We start from the raw sequence: 16,810 nt of genomic DNA, 5'->3' as shown, positions 1-16,810 counted from the left end.
CAGTACGCTGATTCGCTGATTTATTTTCGGCGCGATTTTGCGTGTGCTAAACAGCACATGATTTTATCTCCTGAGGTTAATTAAGGGGACAGTCATGGCTATGACTCCTTTCGTTTTAAATTTATTGCTGGCGATGTGCCTGGGCGCGGTAATTGGCGCCGAGCGCCAGTGGCGCCAACGTATGGCCGGCCTGCGCACCAATGCGCTGGTGGCGACCGGCGCGGCGGTCTTTATTCTCAGCTCCATGTCCACCGATCCGGCCAGCGCCGGCCGCGTGGCTGCGCAGATCGTATCCGGTATCGGCTTCCTCGGCGCCGGCGTTATCATGCGTGAAGGGCTGAACATTCGCGGCCTCAACACCGCCGCCACGCTGTGGTGTTCGGCGGGGATCGGCGTACTGTGCGGCCTGGGCCAGCATTGGGATGCGGTGGTCGCCACGCTGGTGATCCTGTGCGCCAATATCCTGCTGCGCGAGGCCGCCCAGCGCATCAATCTGCAGCCACACCAGCAGGCGACCGATCTGGAACTGTGCTATCGCATTCAGGTGACCTGTGGCGAGCAGGATGAAATTCTGGTGCGCACCCTGATTCTGCAGGCGCTGAACGGCGTCGCCTTGCGGCTGCAATCTTTGCGCAGCGCCGATATTTCCAGCCCGGGGCAATTGGAAGTGTGCGCGGAAATTACCGCCACGCCGGCCGCACAAAAAGAAATTGAGGGTATTGTCTGCCGCGTCAGCCTGGAAAAAAGCGTGAGCGCCGTTCGCTGGCGCGTTGCGTCCGAATTACCTGTCTGAGTAATGATATAAATATTTATTAACTTGATTATATGTTCGTGTTTATTCAGGTAGGCCTGAATAACGCGGGCATTAAGGAGGCGTTATGGACGATGACCCCGGAAGGGAAATGATTCGTGCGTGGCTGACAGGGTAATCACGCTATTCAGTCACGCTAATTAAAAAATTCCACTCTGCGCAGAGTCACCTGTTTATCGGGCGGGATATCCCTGTGCGCAGAACGAAAATAAGAGAATAGCGTTATGACTCAGATTAATGAAAGAACGCGTCGCCGTGATAAAGACGCGGTGACCTACGCCATTGCGGAAGAAGCGACCAACAGCATCGCCCAAACGCTGGCGAACCTGAAGTGCAACCGCAACGGTTTGACTCAGGACGACGCCGATGAGCGGCTGGAGCAGTTCGGCGCCAATCAGGTCGCCCACGACAAGGCGCCGCATGCCTTGATCCAGCTGATCAAGGCTTTCAACAACCCGTTTATCTTCGTGCTGATGGTGCTGGCTGCGATCAGTTTCTTTACCGATTATTGGCTGCCGCGCCAGAGCGGTGAAGAAACTGAACTCACCGGCGTCATTATCATTCTCATCATGGTCACGCTGAGCGGGCTGCTGCGTTTCTGGCAGGAATACCGCACCAACAAAGCGGCGGAAGCGCTGAAGTCGATGGTGCGCACCACCGCCACGGTGCTGCGCCGCAGCAGCTACAGCGCGCATCCGCTGACGCTGGAAGTGCCGATCCGCGAACTGGTGCCGGGGGATATCATTCAGCTCTCCGCCGGCGACATGGTGCCGGCCGACGTGCGCCTTATCGCCTCGCGCGATCTGTTCATCAGCCAGGCGATTTTGACCGGCGAAGCGATCCCTATCGAAAAATACGATGCCATGGGCAGCGTGGCGCAGAAGTCGAGCGAAGGGGAAGTGTCCAGCGAGAACGCGCTGCTTGAGCTCTCCAACGTCTGCCTGATGGGCACCAACGTCGCCAGCGGCACCGCCACGGCGGTGGTGGTGGCGACCGGCGGGCGCACCTACTTCGGCTCGTTGGCCAAGTCGATCGTCGGTTCGCGGGCGCAAACCGCGTTCGATCGCGGGGTGAACAGCGTCAGCTGGCTGCTGATTCGCTTCATGCTGGTGATGGTGCCGGTGGTGTTGCTGATCAACGGTTTCACCAAAGGCGACTGGAGCGAGGCGGCGCTGTTCGCACTGGCGGTGGCGGTCGGCCTGACGCCGGAAATGCTGCCGATGATCGTCAGCTCCAACCTGGCGAAAGGGGCGATCGCCATGTCGCGCCGCAAGGTGGTGGTGAAGCGCCTGAACGCCATTCAGAACTTCGGCGCCATGGACGTGCTCTGCACCGACAAGACCGGCACGCTGACCCAGGACCGCATCATTCTCGAGCACCATATCGACGTCAACGGCGCCAGGGATAACGAGGTGCTGCACCTGGCCTGGCTGAACAGTTTCCATCAGAGCGGCATGAAGAACCTGATGGATCAGGCGGTGATCCGCTTTGGCCGCGGTAAACCGGGGATCGAAGCCCTGGGGCGTTTCAGCAAGGTGGATGAGCTGCCGTTCGATTTCGTGCGCCGCCGCTTGTCGATCGTGGTGGCGGACGAAAATGGCAAGCAGCAGCTGATCTGTAAGGGCGCGGTAGAGGAGATGCTGGAGATCGCCACTCACGTGCGTGAAGGCGACAAGACGCTGGAACTGGACGACGCGCGCCGTGCGGCGCTGCAGGCGCTGGCCCGCGAGTATAACGAAGACGGTTTCCGCGTGCTGGTGCTGGCGACGCGCGAGCTGGATGCGCAACGCCCGGCCGACCCGCTGAGCGTGGCCGACGAGCGCGACATGGTGGTGCAAGGGTTGCTGACCTTCCTCGATCCGCCGAAGGAGAGCGCGCAGCAGGCGATCGCCGCACTGCAGGAAAACGGCGTGACGGTGAAGGTGCTGACCGGCGACAACCCGGTGATCACCTGCAAGATTTGCCGCGACGTCGGGCTGGAGCCGGGTGAACCGCTCTCCGGGCTGCAGATTGAACAGATGGATGATGAAACGCTGGCGCGCGAAGTGGAGCAGCGCACGGTCTTCACCAAGCTGACACCGCTGCAAAAATCGCGGGTGCTGAAAATGCTGCAGGCCAACGGCCATACCGTCGGCTTCCTCGGTGACGGCATCAACGATGCGCCGGCGCTGCGCGATGCCGACGTCGGCATTTCGGTCGACACCGGCACCGACATCGCCAAGGAGTCGGCGGACATCATCCTGTTGGAAAAGAACCTGATGGTGCTGGAAGAAGGGGTGATCAAAGGGCGCGAGACCTTCGGCAATATCATCAAGTACCTGAACATGACCGCCAGCTCCAACTTCGGCAACGTGTTCTCGGTGCTGGTGGCCAGCGCCTTCATTCCGTTCCTGCCGATGTTGGCGATCCACCTGTTGATTCAAAACCTGATGTACGATATTTCCCAGCTGTCGCTGCCGTGGGACAAGATGGACAAAGAGTTCCTGCGCAAGCCGCGCAAGTGGGACTCCAAAAACATCGGGCGCTTTATGCTGTGGATTGGGCCGACCTCGTCAATCTTCGATATCACGACGTATGCGCTGATGTGGTACGTGTTCGCCGCCAACAGCGTGGAACACCAGGCGCTGTTCCAGTCCGGCTGGTTCATTGAGGGGCTGCTGTCGCAAACGCTGGTGGTGCATATGCTGCGCACCCAGAAGATCCCGTTCATTCAGAGCACCGCGGCGCTGCCGGTATTGCTGACCACCGGGTTGGTGATGGCGCTCGGCATCTACATTCCGTTCTCGCCGCTCGGCGCCCTGGTTGGCCTGCAGCCGCTGCCGTGGGAATACTTCCCGTGGTTGGCCGCTACGTTGGTCAGCTACTGCGTGGTCGCGCAGTTGATGAAGCGTTTCTACATCCGCCGCTTCGGCGAGTGGCTGTAAGCCGCCTCGGCGTTCACTCCGGGGGCGAAATTTTTCGCCCCCGCTCCGCTACAGCAGTTTGTTGACCAGCAGGCCGAGCATGATGGTCAGCGTGAAGGAAAACAGCGTGCCGAGCAGCACATACTCGGTGCGCATCTTATCGTCGCTCTGGCGCAGATCGCCGAAACGGAAGATAGATTTGGCCGCCAGCAAAAAGCCGATCGCCGGGATTTGCCCCAGCAGCACGAAGGTCAGGATCAGCGTTCTCTCCAGATAGCCAATCTGTTTGCCCGCGCGCAGCAGCGAGTCGTTGTCGGCCTTGGCCGAAGGCGGCATTTGCGGCGTCCAGTGCGCCAGCAGTTGCCCGATCAGCAGGCTCATCGGCAGATAAATCAGGCTGTAGGCCACCAGCACCAGGCCGGTTTGCCAACGCCCCAGTTGCCGCCCCAGCGCGGCGAGCAGTTCACCGGCATTCGGCGTCAGCCCCAGCCACAGCAAGGCGATTACCGCCAGATGCAATCCCTGATCGAGCAGGAAACTGCGGGCCGGGCTCAGGCGGTTCATCGCGGTGACCTTCAGTAAATCGATCAGGTAGTGGCTGACGGCGATGATCAGCAGGCTGGCCAGCACCTGAAGTGAAGAAAGCCCGCCGTGCAGCAGGCCGAAACCGGCCACCACCCAGGCGGCCAGCACCCCGTGCAGCAACGCGTGCAACACCAGAAAACGTGAACGCGCGCGATGCTGGATTTTATCTTCCACCCAACTCAGCGGCTGCAGCGGAAAATCCGCCAGCAGATGGACGAGCAACAGCCAGGCCAGCAAAGGCGCATAGGTCAGATCCATAGTCAGACGATCCTGTTAATGGCGTGAATAAACCGCATGATTTCCTCGTAGGCCGCGCGTTTCAGCGCGGCGGAGACCGTGGAGGCGGCTTTTTGCAGCTGATCCGCCACGGCAGCGCCGCTGTCGGCGAACATTCTCGCCTGGACGATGCGCGCTTCGGTCTGCGACAGGCGGCCAATCACATGATCTAACATCGGCAGCAGATCGCTGACAATGGCGTTTGTCCGATCGTTGTCGGTTTTCAGAGCCAGCCGGCAATTTTTCGCCATGGCGTCCAACGCGCTGCCGGAGTTGATAAAGGCGCTGCCATAGCCGGCGGCGTCGGGCCGTTGGCTGCCCAGCCCGACGGCGACGCGCGCATCCCAGTGCGCGGCGCCCGTTGCCCGCAGCGCGAGGCGAATATACACCGCCAGCAGCAGCCCGTCCTCCGGGGCGGCCTGCGCCTGGAAGGCGTCGCCGCGAAAGATTTCCACCTGATGCAGCCGCCCGTCGCGCCGCAGCCGATCGAGCAGGCTGTGCAGCTCATTGAGGTAGTTGACGGTGTCTGATCGGCGGGAATCGACCAGATCGCCGCTGATTACGCTGATTGGCGTCGGCATGACATGTTCCGATGTTTATAGAAGGATGACTATAAATTCGCACCTGGATACGAATATGTCAATAATTCGCCTGTGAATGCGAATTTATCGGCTTTTCGCCTGTGAGGACGAATTGAGGCAGAGTGAGGAGGGGAATGAATGGCCGGGAATGCGCGGGCCTGCAGGCTCGCCACCGGCGGCGTAAACGGAAAGTGGCCGGCAACCGGCCGTTCAGAAGCTTTTAACCAGCACGTCACGCGGCATTTCGCTGCCGTGTTTCAGCAGGTGCTCAAACGAACGTTCGCTGCTTTTCAGCTGTTGCAAAAACTCTTGCGGCGACAGATCGTGTTTTTTGCCGCTCATGTAAGCCAGCGCCAGTTCTTTTGCCTGATAGCGGGAGAAGTTGTACATGGTGTCCTCGATACGGTGAATGTCAGTGCTCACGATTGTAGCGAAAGAGCACATAATGAACAGCGGCTTTGGCGTATGGAATCGATAGCCGAAACTTAACTTGCCGGTTGCAACAGCTCATCGCACAGGCGCTTGATCACCTGAGCCTGCGGCAGGCCGTTGTGCAACATCTGGCGGATATGCTCCGAATCGCTGATGCCTTGGCGGACATGGTGCTCGATCGCCTGTAGCACGGCCCGATCCTCCCGCCGCTCGGCGAACCCGCTCAGCACATCGAGAGTGTGCAGGATATGGGCGGTCAGGCTGCTGCGACGCAGCGTCGCGGGATCGACGTATTCGGCGGCGAAACCGCTGCGATAGGCGTTGATCTTGTTGTAATTGGTGAAGGCATCGTATTCCGGCGCGATCGGCGTGCGGTGTTGCAACAGAAAATCAGCCAGCAGACGGCAGTAACCGACCAGCAGCACGGCATGCGCGAGGCGCAGCGGCGTATCGCAGATGCGGATCTCCACCGTGCCCAGCTCCGGTTTGGGCCGCGCATCCCAGTAAATATCCTTGATGCTTTCAATCACGCCGGCGGCGTTCAGCCGTTCGTAGTAGGCGTTGAATTCGCGCCAGCTGTAGATATGTTCCAGGCATCCGTAGTTGGGGAAGGAATTCTGCGCGCTGAAACGGGAGCTGGCAAAGCGCGTATCGACGCCTTGGTACAGCGGTGACGATGCGCTGAGCGCGATCAGCTGCGGAAAATAGGGCGTCAGCGCATGGCACAGGTACATTGCCTCGTCCCCGTCGTTGACGCCGAGGTGAATATGTTGGCCGAACACGCAGGCCAGCTTGGAGAGATAGCCAAAGCGGCTGGCCAGCTGCCTGTAGCGCGCGTTGTCGCTGATGACCTGCTTGCGCCAGTCGTTGCTCAGATGGCGGCCGCCGCCGCAGACGTCACAGCCCAGGCGCTGCGCGCTGCGCCGGACGGTATGGGTCAGGGCGCGCAGTTCGGCGTGCAGCTCATCGAGATCGCGGTGCACCGAGCTGTTCAGCTCCACCATCGATTTGGTGAGCTCATGTTTGACGCGCCGGCGGTCGCCGACCGCGCTGACCACCCGGTCGGCCCGATCCGTAAGATCGTAGTGCTTGTCATCGACCAGTTGCAGCTCTATTTCGGTGCCGATGGAGAGCCTTTCCGAACGTTTGAATGTGAGCGGCATGGTGCCTCCTTCCTGCAAGAACAGCATAAAGATAAGTATATGCCTCGGTGAGGGGGACAACGTTTTGTGTTTTATATTTGTTTTTCCGAATATGAAAATGGTATCTTCATGAGCGATTTGTGGAGACGATAAGGTTAACGGGAGTGCGACATGACGTCATTGACGCCGCTGAAGCTGTTTAAAAACCTGTCGGACGAGACGCGTCTGACGCTGGTGCTGTTGCTGCGCCACGCCGGCGAGCTGTGCGTGTGCGAGTTGTCGGGCGCATTGGCGCTGCCGCAACCCAAAATCTCAAGGCATTTGGCGATGCTGCGTGAAAGCGGGCTGTTGCTCGATCGGCGCGATGGCAAGTGGATATATTATCGCCTGTCGCCGCATATGCCGGCTTGGGCGGCGGGGATTATTGAGCAGGCTTATCAGTGTCGGGCAGAACAGATGATGGAGTTGGGGCAACGCGTAGCGAAAGGCTGCCCGTAACGGTAAAAAATTTGCGCAAACACATACGGAAAATTGAATATGTAGATGTGAAGAGGCGGTGAGACGGCGATGATAGTGGCAGGAGCGATCTTTATTCTGACGTTGACCTTGGTTATCTGGCAACCGAGAGGGCTGGGCATTGGCTGGAGCGCGGCGTTCGGCGCGGGATTGGCATTACTGAGCGGCGTGGTGCACGTCGGCGATATTCCCGTGGTGTGGCAGATAGTCTGGAATGCGACCGCGACCTTTATCGCCGTCATCATCATCAGCCTGCTGCTGGATGAGAGCGGCTTCTTTGCCTGGACTGCTCTGCACGTCGCGCGCTGGGGCAACGGCAAAGGCCGATGGCTGTTTACCTACATGCTGCTGCTGGGGGCCGTGGTGGCGGCGCTGTTTGCGAACGACGGCGCCGCGTTAATCCTTACGCCGATCGTGATCGCCATGCTGTCGGCGCTCGGCTTTCGCCCTGCGGCGGTACTGGCTTTCGTGATGGCGGCGGGCTTTATCGCCGATGCCGCCAGCCTGCCGCTGGTGGTGTCCAATCTGGTGAATATCGTTTCGGCGGATTTCTTCCGGCTGGGCTTTACGGAGTATGCGGCGGTGATGGTGCCGGTCAACCTTGCCGCAGTGGCGGCGACCCTGGTGATGTTGCATCTGTTCTTTCGCAAGGATATTCCGCGGCGCTACGCGTTGACGCGTTTACCGATACCCCAAGAAGCGATTCGCGATCGTGCGACTTTCCGAGCCGGCTGGGCGGTATTGGCGCTGTTGCTGATTGGCTTCTTCGCTCTGGAGCCGCTCGGCGTGCCGGTGAGTTTGGTCGCTGCCTGCGGCGCGCTGGTTCTGCTGGCGGTGGCGAAACGTGGGCGCGCGATCGACACCGGCAAAGTGCTGCGCGGTGCGCCCTGGCAGATCGTGATTTTCTCGCTGGGCATGTATCTGGTGGTCTACGGGCTGCGCAATGCCGGCTTGACCGAGCTGCTTTCCGGCGTGTTGGACGCGCTGGCGCGGCAGGGGCTGTGGGCGGCGACGCTCGGCACCGGCTTCCTGAGCGCGTTTCTCTCTTCCGTCATGAATAATATGCCGACGGTACTGGTGGGGGCGTTGTCAATCGACGGAAGCGGCGCGGAAGGCGTCATCAAGCAGGCGATGATTTACGCCAACGTCATCGGCAGCGATCTCGGCCCCAAAATCACCCCGATCGGCAGCCTGGCCACGTTGCTGTGGCTGCATGTGTTGGCAAGGAAGAACATCGTCATTACCTGGGGCTATTATTTTCGCGTGGGGCTGGTGATGACGCTGCCGATCCTGTTCGTCACCTTGGCTGCGCTGGCGCTGCGGCTGTCCGTTTGATCCTGATAGGAGAAACCGTCATGAGCAGTATCAAGATTTATCACAACCCGGCTTGCGGCACGTCGCGCAATACGTTGGCGCTGATCCGCAACAGCGGCGTTGAGCCGGAGGTGATTTTGTATCTGGAAACACCGCCCAGCCGTGAACGGTTGATTGCGCTGCTGGCAGAAATGGGGATGACGCCGCGCGCGCTGCTGCGTAAAAACGTCGAGCCTTACGCCGAGCTGAAACTGGATGAGACCGGCTGGAACGATGAGCAACTGATTGACTTCATGCTGCAACAGCCGATTTTGATCAATCGACCCATTGTGGTGACACCGCTCGGCACGCGCCTGTGCCGGCCGTCGGAGGTGGTGTTGGATATTCTGCCGGATCCGCAGCGCGGGGCTTTCAGCAAAGAGGATGGGGAGCCGGTGATCGATGCGCAGGGCTGCAGGATAACCAAAGGTTGATCGCTGCGGCCCTGCGCCCAGGCAAAATCAGTGCAGTTCGGCGCCGCTGCGATCGGCCAGCGCTTCCAGCAGCGGGGCGGACGGCACGAAGAACAGGGTGCCGGTCACCGCGTGGCTGAAATCGAGCAGCCGATCGTAGTTGCCGGCCGGGCGGCCGATAAACATGTTTTCCAGCATCTGCTCGATTGGCTGCGGAGAGCGCGCATAGCCGATAAAGTAGGTGCCGAATTCGCGCAGGCCGGGGCGGCCGAACGGCATGTTGTCGCGCAGAATTTTCACCTCGTTGCCTTGCTCGTCGGTGATGGTGGTCAGCGAACTGTGCGATGACGACGGTTTGACCGCTTCATCCAGTTCGATGTTGGACTGCTTATGGCGGCCGATGATCTTCTCCTGCGTTTCCACGCTGAGCGAATTCCAGCCCTGCATATCGTGCAGGTATTTTTGCACCAGCACATAGCTGCCGCCGCTGAACGCCGCGTCTTCGTCGCCGATCACCGTGTAGTCGAAGGCTTCGTGCCCCTCCGGGTTCTCCGTGCCGTCGACGAAGCCGATCATGGCGCGCTGATCGAAGTAACGGAAGCCGTGCACCTCTTCGACCACCGTCACGGCGTCGCCGAGCTTGCCGACCAGCTGCGAGGCCAGTTCGAAACACAGATCCATTTCATCGGCGCGGATATGCAGCAGGATATCGCCGGGCGTGGCGACGGCGACGCGTTCCCCGCTGCCGATCGGGCTGAACGGATGCAGCTGGCGAGGGCGCGGGGCGCCAAACAGCGTATCCCAGGCTTCGGAGCCGAAGCCGCAAACGCAGGTGAGGTTGCCCGCCGGCGCGCGTTTGCCGACCGAACGCACCACGGCGGCGATGTCGCCGCACCAGGCGCGCACCGCCGCCAGATGGGCGGGAACGGGCGACAGGGTGGCGACGATGAAGATGGCATGGCGCGTTACCGGCGTGAATACGGCTTGCGGCGGGTTGTTATTTGCATTCATTGCATTCGGCTCCAGTGTGTTCGGGTGAAATCGATCAGATCAAATTAAAGTGCTCGTCGGGTTTCATCGGCGGCGGCAGCGGGCTTTGGTCGTTCATTTCCAGCAGGTTGCGCTCGATGGTGTTGCAGATGGCGTTTAACGGCAGATGGTTGGCCGACACGCCGAACGGATCTTCCAGCTCTTCGGCCAGTGAGTCCCAGGATAAGAAGGTATAGGAAATGAACACCGAAACAAACGGTGTCATGTAATGCAGATCGGTCACCAGGGCAAAAGGCAACAGGCTGCAGAACAGGTAAACGGTGCGCTGCAGGATCAGGGTATAGGCGAACGGCACCGGCGTGCTGGCGAGCCGTTCACAGCCGCCGAGGGCGTGGGACAGCTCGCTCAGCTTGTTGTCGAGCAGCTCGAAGGTGATGTCGCTCAGCAGCCCCCGTCGGCGCAGCTTGCCGATCTCCTGGCCCAGCATCAGCAGGATGCGGTTGGTCGGCATCGGGCTGGCGATCACCTCCGCCAGCTCTTTGCTGCTGAGGTTGTGGTACAGATCGGCGGTCGGATCGGTGGCGCGCAGCTGATGCTTCAGGCTCCAGCTGAAGGCGATCAGCAGCTTGGCGACCTTCTGGTGCACCGCCGGTTCGTCCGGCAGCAGGCTTTTTATCTGGCGCAGCAGGGATCGCTCGGTAATCAGCAGCGAGCCCCACAGGTTGCGCGCTTCGACAAAGCGGCTGTAGCCGGCGTTATTGCGAAAGCCGAGAAAAATGGCGATGGCGATGCCCAGCAGGCTGAACGGCGCGATGGTCAAATGCACGCCGAGCTGTTCGTACCATTGATAGCTGATCACCGCCACTATCGACATCAGCACGTTCAGCGACAGGCGAAAGGTGATCTTTGACAGCACGGAACCGTGCCAGGCGAACAGGCGAAAAAACCAGTTCTGGTTCGGGCGAATTATCATGACGTGGGTGCTTCCTGGTGTCCTGCTATTGAGAATAGTCGATTCTTATCCGGCGGCGCTATGCCGCCGTCGTCGATTGCCAGAGCCGCTGCGGGTGCGTATAGACGGTGGCGCGCCCTGGCTTGCTGAAGCCCACCAGCGTCAGGTTGCTGCGCTCGGCCACCTCGACCGCCAGGCGGGTGGCGGCGGAAACGGCGAACAGGATCTCGACGCCGCACATGGCGGATTTTTGCACCATTTCATAGCTGGCGCGGCTCGACACCAGCGCCGCCCCTTGCAGCCACGCCTGTTGGCTGCGGTAGCCCAGCAGCTTGTCGAGCGCCACGTGGCGGCCGACGTCTTCACACCCGCCGCTGAGCGCGCCATCTGGCTGGATCCAGGCCGCCGCGTGGGTGCAGCCGGTCAGTTTCCCCACCGTTTGCACCTCCTGCAGCTGCGCCAATGCCCGGTCGAGCAGGGCCAAATCGAAGCGTTGCGTGAAGGGCAGCGGCGCGATGGGCTGGGCGACCTCCTGCAGTTGTTCCACCCCGCAGACACCGCAGCCGGTGCGGCCGGCCAGGCTGCGGCGCTTCTCTTTCAGCTGCATAAAACGGCGGCTCGAGAGTTCCACATGCACTTCAATGCCGTTGCAGGCCGGTTGCTGGCGGATGTCGTAGATATCGTCAGGGGAGGCGATGATGCCTTCGGACAGCGAAAAACCGATGGCGAAGGCCGCCAGATCTTTCGGCGTCGCCATCATCACCACGTGGGAAATGCCGTTGTACACCAGGGCGACCGGCACTTCTTCCGCCAGCCAATCCTGCTGCGCCAGAGCCAGATCGTTGCGCTGCCAGACCGCGTGGCGCGACAGGCATTCCTGTTCGATATCGTCGGTTTCTGCGAGGAGTAGGTGCTTGTTCATAACGTTCTCGTGACCGTCGGTGACGAGGCGCCGACGGGGATGAATTCTTATTAGCAGGTGTGGGGATTATACAGGATTCTGATCCCGCTCGCGCAGGGAATGACGTCTGCCGGCGACCCCACCAGGTTATCCACAGTTTTGGTGGATAACGTGTGTGCAAGGGGCGGTGAAACCCTTAGCAGGCGTAAAAAAAAATCGCTCAGAAAATTATTATATTACGCGGCAAAGCGCGATCTGCAGGGGGATTGGGGGTTGCACGCGTTCGCGTTTTGTTTATGTTTTACTGTATAAATATACAGCTTGGTCATGATTATGCTGAGCAATTCAAGGTTGTATGCTTTTTCACCAGCTGAACCCCTGACGTTACCGCTGTTTGCCGATCGCGTGGCCTGCGGCTTTCCTTCCCCGGCGCAGGACTATGTCGAGAGCAGGCTGGACATCGGCAAGCTGCTGGTGCGGCACCCCAACGCCACCTACTTCGTACGCGCCAGCGGCGAGATAGAGCGTGCAGGATGGATCAGGCACTACCGACAGATTAAGAAACTGAGCATCCGAGAAACAGCAGACGCGACAGGCTACAGTACTTCCCAAGTTTGTCGCATTCAGGCCTTCTATAAAGAAGTTGAGACTGATTAAAAAGCAGCCTTAATGTACAATAATTTTCGATATCCAAACTGACCCATGAAAATCAATGAGTAGAGGTGAAAGATGATTTCATACAAAAAAACCATACCTGCTCTTGTCATATTCGCTTTATCTAATGCTGTGGCATATGCGAATGATTTCGACAAATCAAATGAAGCGATGGCAATTTCAGCAATAGGTTTTTCTGGCTCAAATGCTCGTGTTGCACATGATGTTTGTGGGGCAACCAATGAGAAAATTGATAAATATAAAAAACAAATAAAAGACTCATTAACTAGAACATTAAAGTTTGAACAGTCAGGATTCGATACGCATTGGGATAATGGTTGGAAAAATGCTGATTTTTTGGTTAAGTCATTAAGTAATGATGAAGCCTATAAAAAAGAATATTGCCGAGAGGTTTTAGATGGAATTAATAATCCTGAAATGAATTAAGGATTATTCCTTATTCGGGGTTCTACGCCAGAACCCCAGATTTTTCCGTCCGCTAAAATTATCCCCGGTTGAGCAGCTTTATACCGTCAGCTCGCAGTGGACCATCAGGGGAAATGTGGCGGTACAGCGTTTGTCGGGTTATCCCAAGCTCCTGGCATAACGTACTGACTTTCGTCTCTGGCCGTCCCATTGATGCCATTGCCAGTCGCAATTTTATTGGCGTCATTTTGTAAAGCCGTCCGCCGTTCCTCCCGTGAGGCAAGGCCTGCCGCTGTTCTTTGCGGCGCTGTACGCAGCAGAGACCGACGGCCGCGCGCGACTGGCTCGACACCTGCTTAGTCCCGCCCTCTGGTCAAATGCAGGCTGACGTGTACAGCCTGCAGGCAGAGGATTTCGTCTGGCAACCGGTATCGCCCGCCGTCGGCGCCGTTCGCAATGACAATCCCTCACTCATCCTGCCCATCGATACGCCAACGGTCTGAGTGCCGCATTATCCACAGTTTTGGTGGGTATCATGTGTGTAAACACACGCGAAGAACGGCAAAAGCTGCAGGAAAAATCACTCAGAAAATTATTATATTATGCGGGAAAGCGCGATCCGCAGGGGGATTGGGGGTTGCACGCGTTCGCGTTTTGTTTATGCTTTACTGTATAAATATACAGTTTGGTTATGATTATGCTGAGCAATTCAAGGTTGTATGCTTTTTCACCAGGTGAACCCCTGACGTTACCGCTGTTTGCCGATCGCGTGGCCTGCGGCTTTCCTTCCCCGGCGCAGGACTATGTCGAGAGCAGGCTGGACATCGGCAAGCTGCTGGTGCGGCACCCCAACGCCACTTACTTCGTGCGCGCCAGCGGCGAGTCGATGATCGACGGCAATATCCAGGATGGCGATCTGCTGATCGTCGACAGCGCCCTGACGCCGGAGCACGGCAATATCGTGATCGCCGCGGTGGACGGCGAATTCACCGTCAAAAAGCTGCAGCGCCACCCCGACGTGCGGCTGTTGCCGATGAATCCCGCCTATGCGCCGATCGTGTTCGACGACGAGGCGCAGCTGGAGATCTTCGGCGTGGTGACCTTTATCGTCTACGCGGCGCGGTAACTTCGGCCCTTTTTTTCATTTTTTTCTGCCCGATCTTTTCGTTGGCGTGACCTCTCTACTGAGTTTCCAGTTCAATACACTCAGGGGAATCCTTCATGGCCATAAAAAACAAGAACGGCGCAGGGCGTACGTTCACATCAGCCAAACGCATTACCGGGAAGCGCGTCGCTATCGGGATAGGATGCGCACTATCGGGCATGCTTACCTCCGCGATGGCGGCACCCGGTGCGTCGGCATCACCCTCGGCGGTCGAACAGCCCGCTATCCTTTCTTTCGCCATTCCCGCCGGTGATCTGGCGCCCGCCTTGCAGACGGCGGCCGCTAAGGCCGGCGTGATAGTGATTTTCACGCCCGAACAGACGCGTGGAAAAAGCACCGCGGGCCTGCAGGGACATTATCGCCTCACCGACGCGTTCAATACGCTGTTGGCGGGCAGCGGATTGCGCGCTCAGCAAACCGCACAGGGATATCGGTTGGTCGACGCCGGGCCGGTTCAGCCGTTGACGATACCGGAGCTGTCGGTGGTCGGCGGTTTGTCCGACAGCGTCGCCGCCGGCCGTTCGGTGCTGGATAAAGAAGACATCGAACGCGTGCAGGCAGACAATATCGCCAGTTTGCTTGATCGCTTGCCCGGCGTAGGGATGGCGGGATCGCCGCGCCCGGGCGGCCAAAGCCTGAATATCTGGGGCATGGGCGACATGGAAGATGTGAAGGTGGTGCTGGACGGGGCGCCGAAGGGATTTGAGAAATATCGGCAGGGTTCGGTATTCATTGAACCCGAATTGCTGAAAAAGGTTGAGGTCGATAAGGGGCCGCACAATCTGTTGAACGGCAATGGCGGCTTTGGCGGAACCATTACGCTGGAGACCAAAGATGCCGGGGATATGCTGCTGCCGGGCGAAGATTTTGGCGGCTTGCTGAAATACAGCTACCACACCAACGATCGCCAGGGCATTTACAGCGGTGCGTTGTACGGCCGTACGCCGGAAGGATTTGCCGACGGTTTGATCTACATGAGCAAGCGTGACGGCGGCAACCTGAAGCGGCCGGACGGCACGCGCTTTGCCTATTCCGCCAACGATCAGGCTTCCTACCTGTTAAAAACCAATATTTATCTGAGCGAGGCGCAAACGCTGACGCTGTCGGCGATGCGCTCCGATTCCGATGGCTGGCAGCCTTTTGCCGCCAAGCGGGACGATATCGCCGCGCCCAGCCAGGCGGATATCGATAAATATGGCCGGGAAGAAGCGTGGCGCCGCATTCTGGTGTATCGCGACCAGACGGACACCAATTACTCGGTGAAATGGAATCTGGCGCCGGAAGCGCAGCCGTTGCTGAATCTGACGCTGTCTTATGCCTATTCGAAGACAGAACAGCATGACAAGCGGCCGGATTCCGCGTCAAAGTTCAGCTATCTCGGTACGTTGGGCAATGAAAGCTGGGTGAACTATACCGATCGGCAGTTTGACGTCAGCAATGAAAGCCGTTTCGCCAGCGGGCCGCTGGAACACAAGCTGTTGCTCGGCGCGCGTTGGCATAAACACCAGCGCGATACCCTGATGTATTACCCCTCGCAGGTGAAAAACGCCAGTTACAACTACGGCTATTTCCAGCCGTATTACATGCCGGCGGGCGAACAGGAAACCCGCAGCGTTTATCTGCAGGATGCGGTCAGCTTCGGCAGCCTGACCGTGACGCCGGGCGTGCGTTACGATCATGTGACCAATACCGGGCAACCGAACCGGGCGCCGCGCTATAACGACAGCGATCCGCTCGTGGGCCATGATTACAGCAGCGTGACCTATACCGGCTGGTCGCCGCATTTGGGCGTGATGTGGAAAGCGACGTCGAATCTGTCCCTGTTTGCCGACGTTAGCCGCACCTGGCGCGCCCCGGTGATCGACGAACAGTACGAAGTGCAATACGCCGCTTCCAGCGTGCCCGGCACCAGCCGCGGCCTGCAGGTGGAACGCATGACGGGCGTGCGCCTTGGCGCGGTGCTGGACTTCAACGATGTGTTGATGGCGCGAGACAGCCTGCAGATCCGCACTACGCTGTTCCGCAATCGCGGCAAGGACGAGATTTTCTATCGTCGCGGCGTAGTGTGCGACGCCGCACGGCATGGGGGCCAATGTGGGCAACCGTTGTCGAACTATCGCAACTTGCCGGGCTATACCATTGAGGGCGTGGAGCTCGAATCGTTTTATGACAGCGAAAGCCTGTTCGGCAGCCTGTCGTTCTCCTCGATTCGCGGCAAACGCGACGCTTCACCGCGCGATCCGTGGGGCAACGAAACCTGGATTGCCGAAATTCCACCCGTTACGGCACACGCGATGCTGGGTATGAAAGTACCGCAGTGGGACATGGCCTTCGGCTGGACCGGCGATTTTGTGCGTAAACAGGATCGTTCACCGGCCGACGGCGATCCGATGGCCGTTGTCTGGGCGCTGCCGAAAACGTCGGGTTATGCATTGCACGGCCTGTTCGCCTCGTGGCAGCCCAGCGGTTTGCAGGGCTTCGAAGCTCGCGTCGCGGTGGACAACCTGTTCAACCGCGATTATTACCCTTACCTGGGCGAATCGGTGTCCGGCGTAGGGCGCAACATCAAGTTTAGCGTTAGCCAACGTTTCTGAATATCCTGCTAACAGGGGCCATTTTGGCCCCTTTTCACGTTTTCTCTCCCGTATTTCCCTACTTTTTCGCCGTTTATAAATCATCAGCAATCGCTTGACACAGAAGTTACAATTTT

15 protein-coding genes and 2 pseudogenes are annotated in these 16,810 nt (G+C 58.8%); 9 read left to right on the top strand and 8 right to left on the bottom strand.

The window, feature by feature from the left end:
* The first annotated feature begins 94 nt into the window (after nt 1-94).
* Together SSARUM2_RS15325 and mgtA are read left to right on the top strand one after the other, a co-directional pair.
* Nucleotides 95-793, top strand: a complete 699-nt coding sequence (locus SSARUM2_RS15325; protein WP_025303346.1) for an MgtC family protein — start codon at nt 95-97, stop codon at nt 791-793.
* A gap of 242 nt (nt 794-1,035) precedes the next feature.
* Nucleotides 1,036-3,735 (top strand): magnesium-translocating P-type ATPase, encoded by a 2,700-nt coding sequence (gene mgtA / locus SSARUM2_RS15320; protein ID WP_033653591.1) that lies wholly within the window; start codon nt 1,036-1,038, stop codon nt 3,733-3,735.
* Between the two features lie 48 nt (nt 3,736-3,783).
* Here the strand turns inward: mgtA and SSARUM2_RS15315 are convergent, their stop codons facing one another.
* The 4 genes from SSARUM2_RS15315 to SSARUM2_RS15300 form a co-directional block, all read right to left on the bottom strand.
* Entirely contained in the window at nt 3,784-4,557 is a 774-nt protein-coding gene (locus tag SSARUM2_RS15315; protein WP_033635070.1) for a DUF3307 domain-containing protein, read from the bottom strand.
* A 2-nt stretch (nt 4,558-4,559) separates the two neighbouring features.
* The gene (locus SSARUM2_RS15310) at nt 4,560-5,156 is read right to left on the bottom strand and encodes a hypothetical protein (protein WP_033635069.1); all 597 of its coding nucleotides are present in this window, start codon (nt 5,154-5,156) and stop codon (nt 4,560-4,562) included.
* Nucleotides 5,157-5,366: 210 nt separating this feature from the next.
* On the bottom strand, nt 5,367-5,546 hold the full coding sequence (locus SSARUM2_RS15305; RefSeq protein ID WP_004935085.1) for a hypothetical protein: 180 nt from the start codon (nt 5,544-5,546) through the stop codon (nt 5,367-5,369).
* 95 nt (nt 5,547-5,641) lie between these two features.
* Nucleotides 5,642-6,751, bottom strand: a complete 1,110-nt coding sequence (locus SSARUM2_RS15300) for a YbdK family carboxylate-amine ligase (protein ID WP_039565412.1) — start codon at nt 6,749-6,751, stop codon at nt 5,642-5,644.
* Nucleotides 6,752-6,901: 150 nt separating this feature from the next.
* Here SSARUM2_RS15300 and SSARUM2_RS15295 point away from each other — a divergent pair, with 150 nt between their 5' ends.
* The 3 genes from SSARUM2_RS15295 (at nt 6,902) to arsC (ending at nt 9,033) form a co-directional block, all read left to right on the top strand.
* Nucleotides 6,902-7,228, top strand: coding sequence for a metalloregulator ArsR/SmtB family transcription factor (locus SSARUM2_RS15295; protein ID WP_033647837.1), 327 nt, complete (start codon nt 6,902-6,904; stop codon nt 7,226-7,228).
* Between the two features lie 69 nt (nt 7,229-7,297).
* Nucleotides 7,298-8,581, top strand: coding sequence for an arsenic transporter (locus SSARUM2_RS15290; protein ID WP_060438531.1), 1,284 nt, complete (start codon nt 7,298-7,300; stop codon nt 8,579-8,581).
* Nucleotides 8,582-8,601: 20 nt separating this feature from the next.
* The gene (gene arsC, locus SSARUM2_RS15285; protein WP_060430490.1) at nt 8,602-9,033 is read left to right on the top strand and encodes a glutaredoxin-dependent arsenate reductase; all 432 of its coding nucleotides are present in this window, start codon (nt 8,602-8,604) and stop codon (nt 9,031-9,033) included.
* A gap of 27 nt (nt 9,034-9,060) precedes the next feature.
* On the opposite strand, the gene SSARUM2_RS15280 is transcribed toward arsC, so the two are convergent.
* From SSARUM2_RS15280 to fdhD, 3 genes are read right to left on the bottom strand one after another with little or no spacing between them, the layout of a single operon-like run.
* The gene (locus SSARUM2_RS15280) at nt 9,061-10,023 is read right to left on the bottom strand and encodes a Dyp-type peroxidase (RefSeq protein WP_033635063.1); all 963 of its coding nucleotides are present in this window, start codon (nt 10,021-10,023) and stop codon (nt 9,061-9,063) included.
* A 34-nt stretch (nt 10,024-10,057) separates the two neighbouring features.
* Nucleotides 10,058-10,975: a bestrophin family ion channel gene (locus SSARUM2_RS15275; protein ID WP_033635062.1), complete on the bottom strand. Its 918-nt coding sequence runs from the start codon at nt 10,973-10,975 to the stop codon at nt 10,058-10,060.
* Nucleotides 10,976-11,033: 58 nt separating this feature from the next.
* Nucleotides 11,034-11,876 (bottom strand): formate dehydrogenase accessory sulfurtransferase FdhD, encoded by an 843-nt coding sequence (gene fdhD, locus SSARUM2_RS15270; RefSeq protein WP_048321741.1) that lies wholly within the window; start codon nt 11,874-11,876, stop codon nt 11,034-11,036.
* A 306-nt stretch (nt 11,877-12,182) separates the two neighbouring features.
* Between fdhD and SSARUM2_RS15265 the strand changes: the two are divergent.
* Nucleotides 12,183-12,374, top strand: a pseudogene (locus tag SSARUM2_RS15265) (DNA polymerase V); the annotation flags it as partial.
* A 210-nt stretch (nt 12,375-12,584) separates the two neighbouring features.
* Nucleotides 12,585-12,956 (top strand): hypothetical protein, encoded by a 372-nt coding sequence (locus tag SSARUM2_RS15260; protein WP_125460725.1) that lies wholly within the window; start codon nt 12,585-12,587, stop codon nt 12,954-12,956.
* A gap of 58 nt (nt 12,957-13,014) precedes the next feature.
* On the opposite strand, the pseudogene SSARUM2_RS15255 reads toward SSARUM2_RS15260, so the two are convergent.
* A pseudogene (locus SSARUM2_RS15255) lies at nt 13,015-13,237 on the bottom strand (resolvase); the annotation flags it as partial.
* A gap of 389 nt (nt 13,238-13,626) precedes the next feature.
* Here SSARUM2_RS15255 and umuD point away from each other — a divergent pair.
* Nucleotides 13,627-14,061: a translesion error-prone DNA polymerase V autoproteolytic subunit gene (gene umuD / locus SSARUM2_RS15250; protein ID WP_033635060.1), complete on the top strand. Its 435-nt coding sequence runs from the start codon at nt 13,627-13,629 to the stop codon at nt 14,059-14,061.
* A gap of 197 nt (nt 14,062-14,258) precedes the next feature.
* Nucleotides 14,259-16,694, top strand: a complete 2,436-nt coding sequence (locus SSARUM2_RS15245; protein ID WP_033647830.1) for a TonB-dependent receptor — start codon at nt 14,259-14,261, stop codon at nt 16,692-16,694.
* The last annotated feature ends 116 nt before the right edge of the window (nt 16,695-16,810 follow it).

Source organism: Serratia sp. K-E0102, from assembly GCF_029962625.1.
Classification (GTDB): Bacteria; Pseudomonadota; Gammaproteobacteria; order Enterobacterales; family Enterobacteriaceae; genus Serratia; species Serratia sarumanii.
Note: the sequence above shows the minus strand (reverse complement) of the source record. Positions and strands in the feature narration are given on the sequence as shown.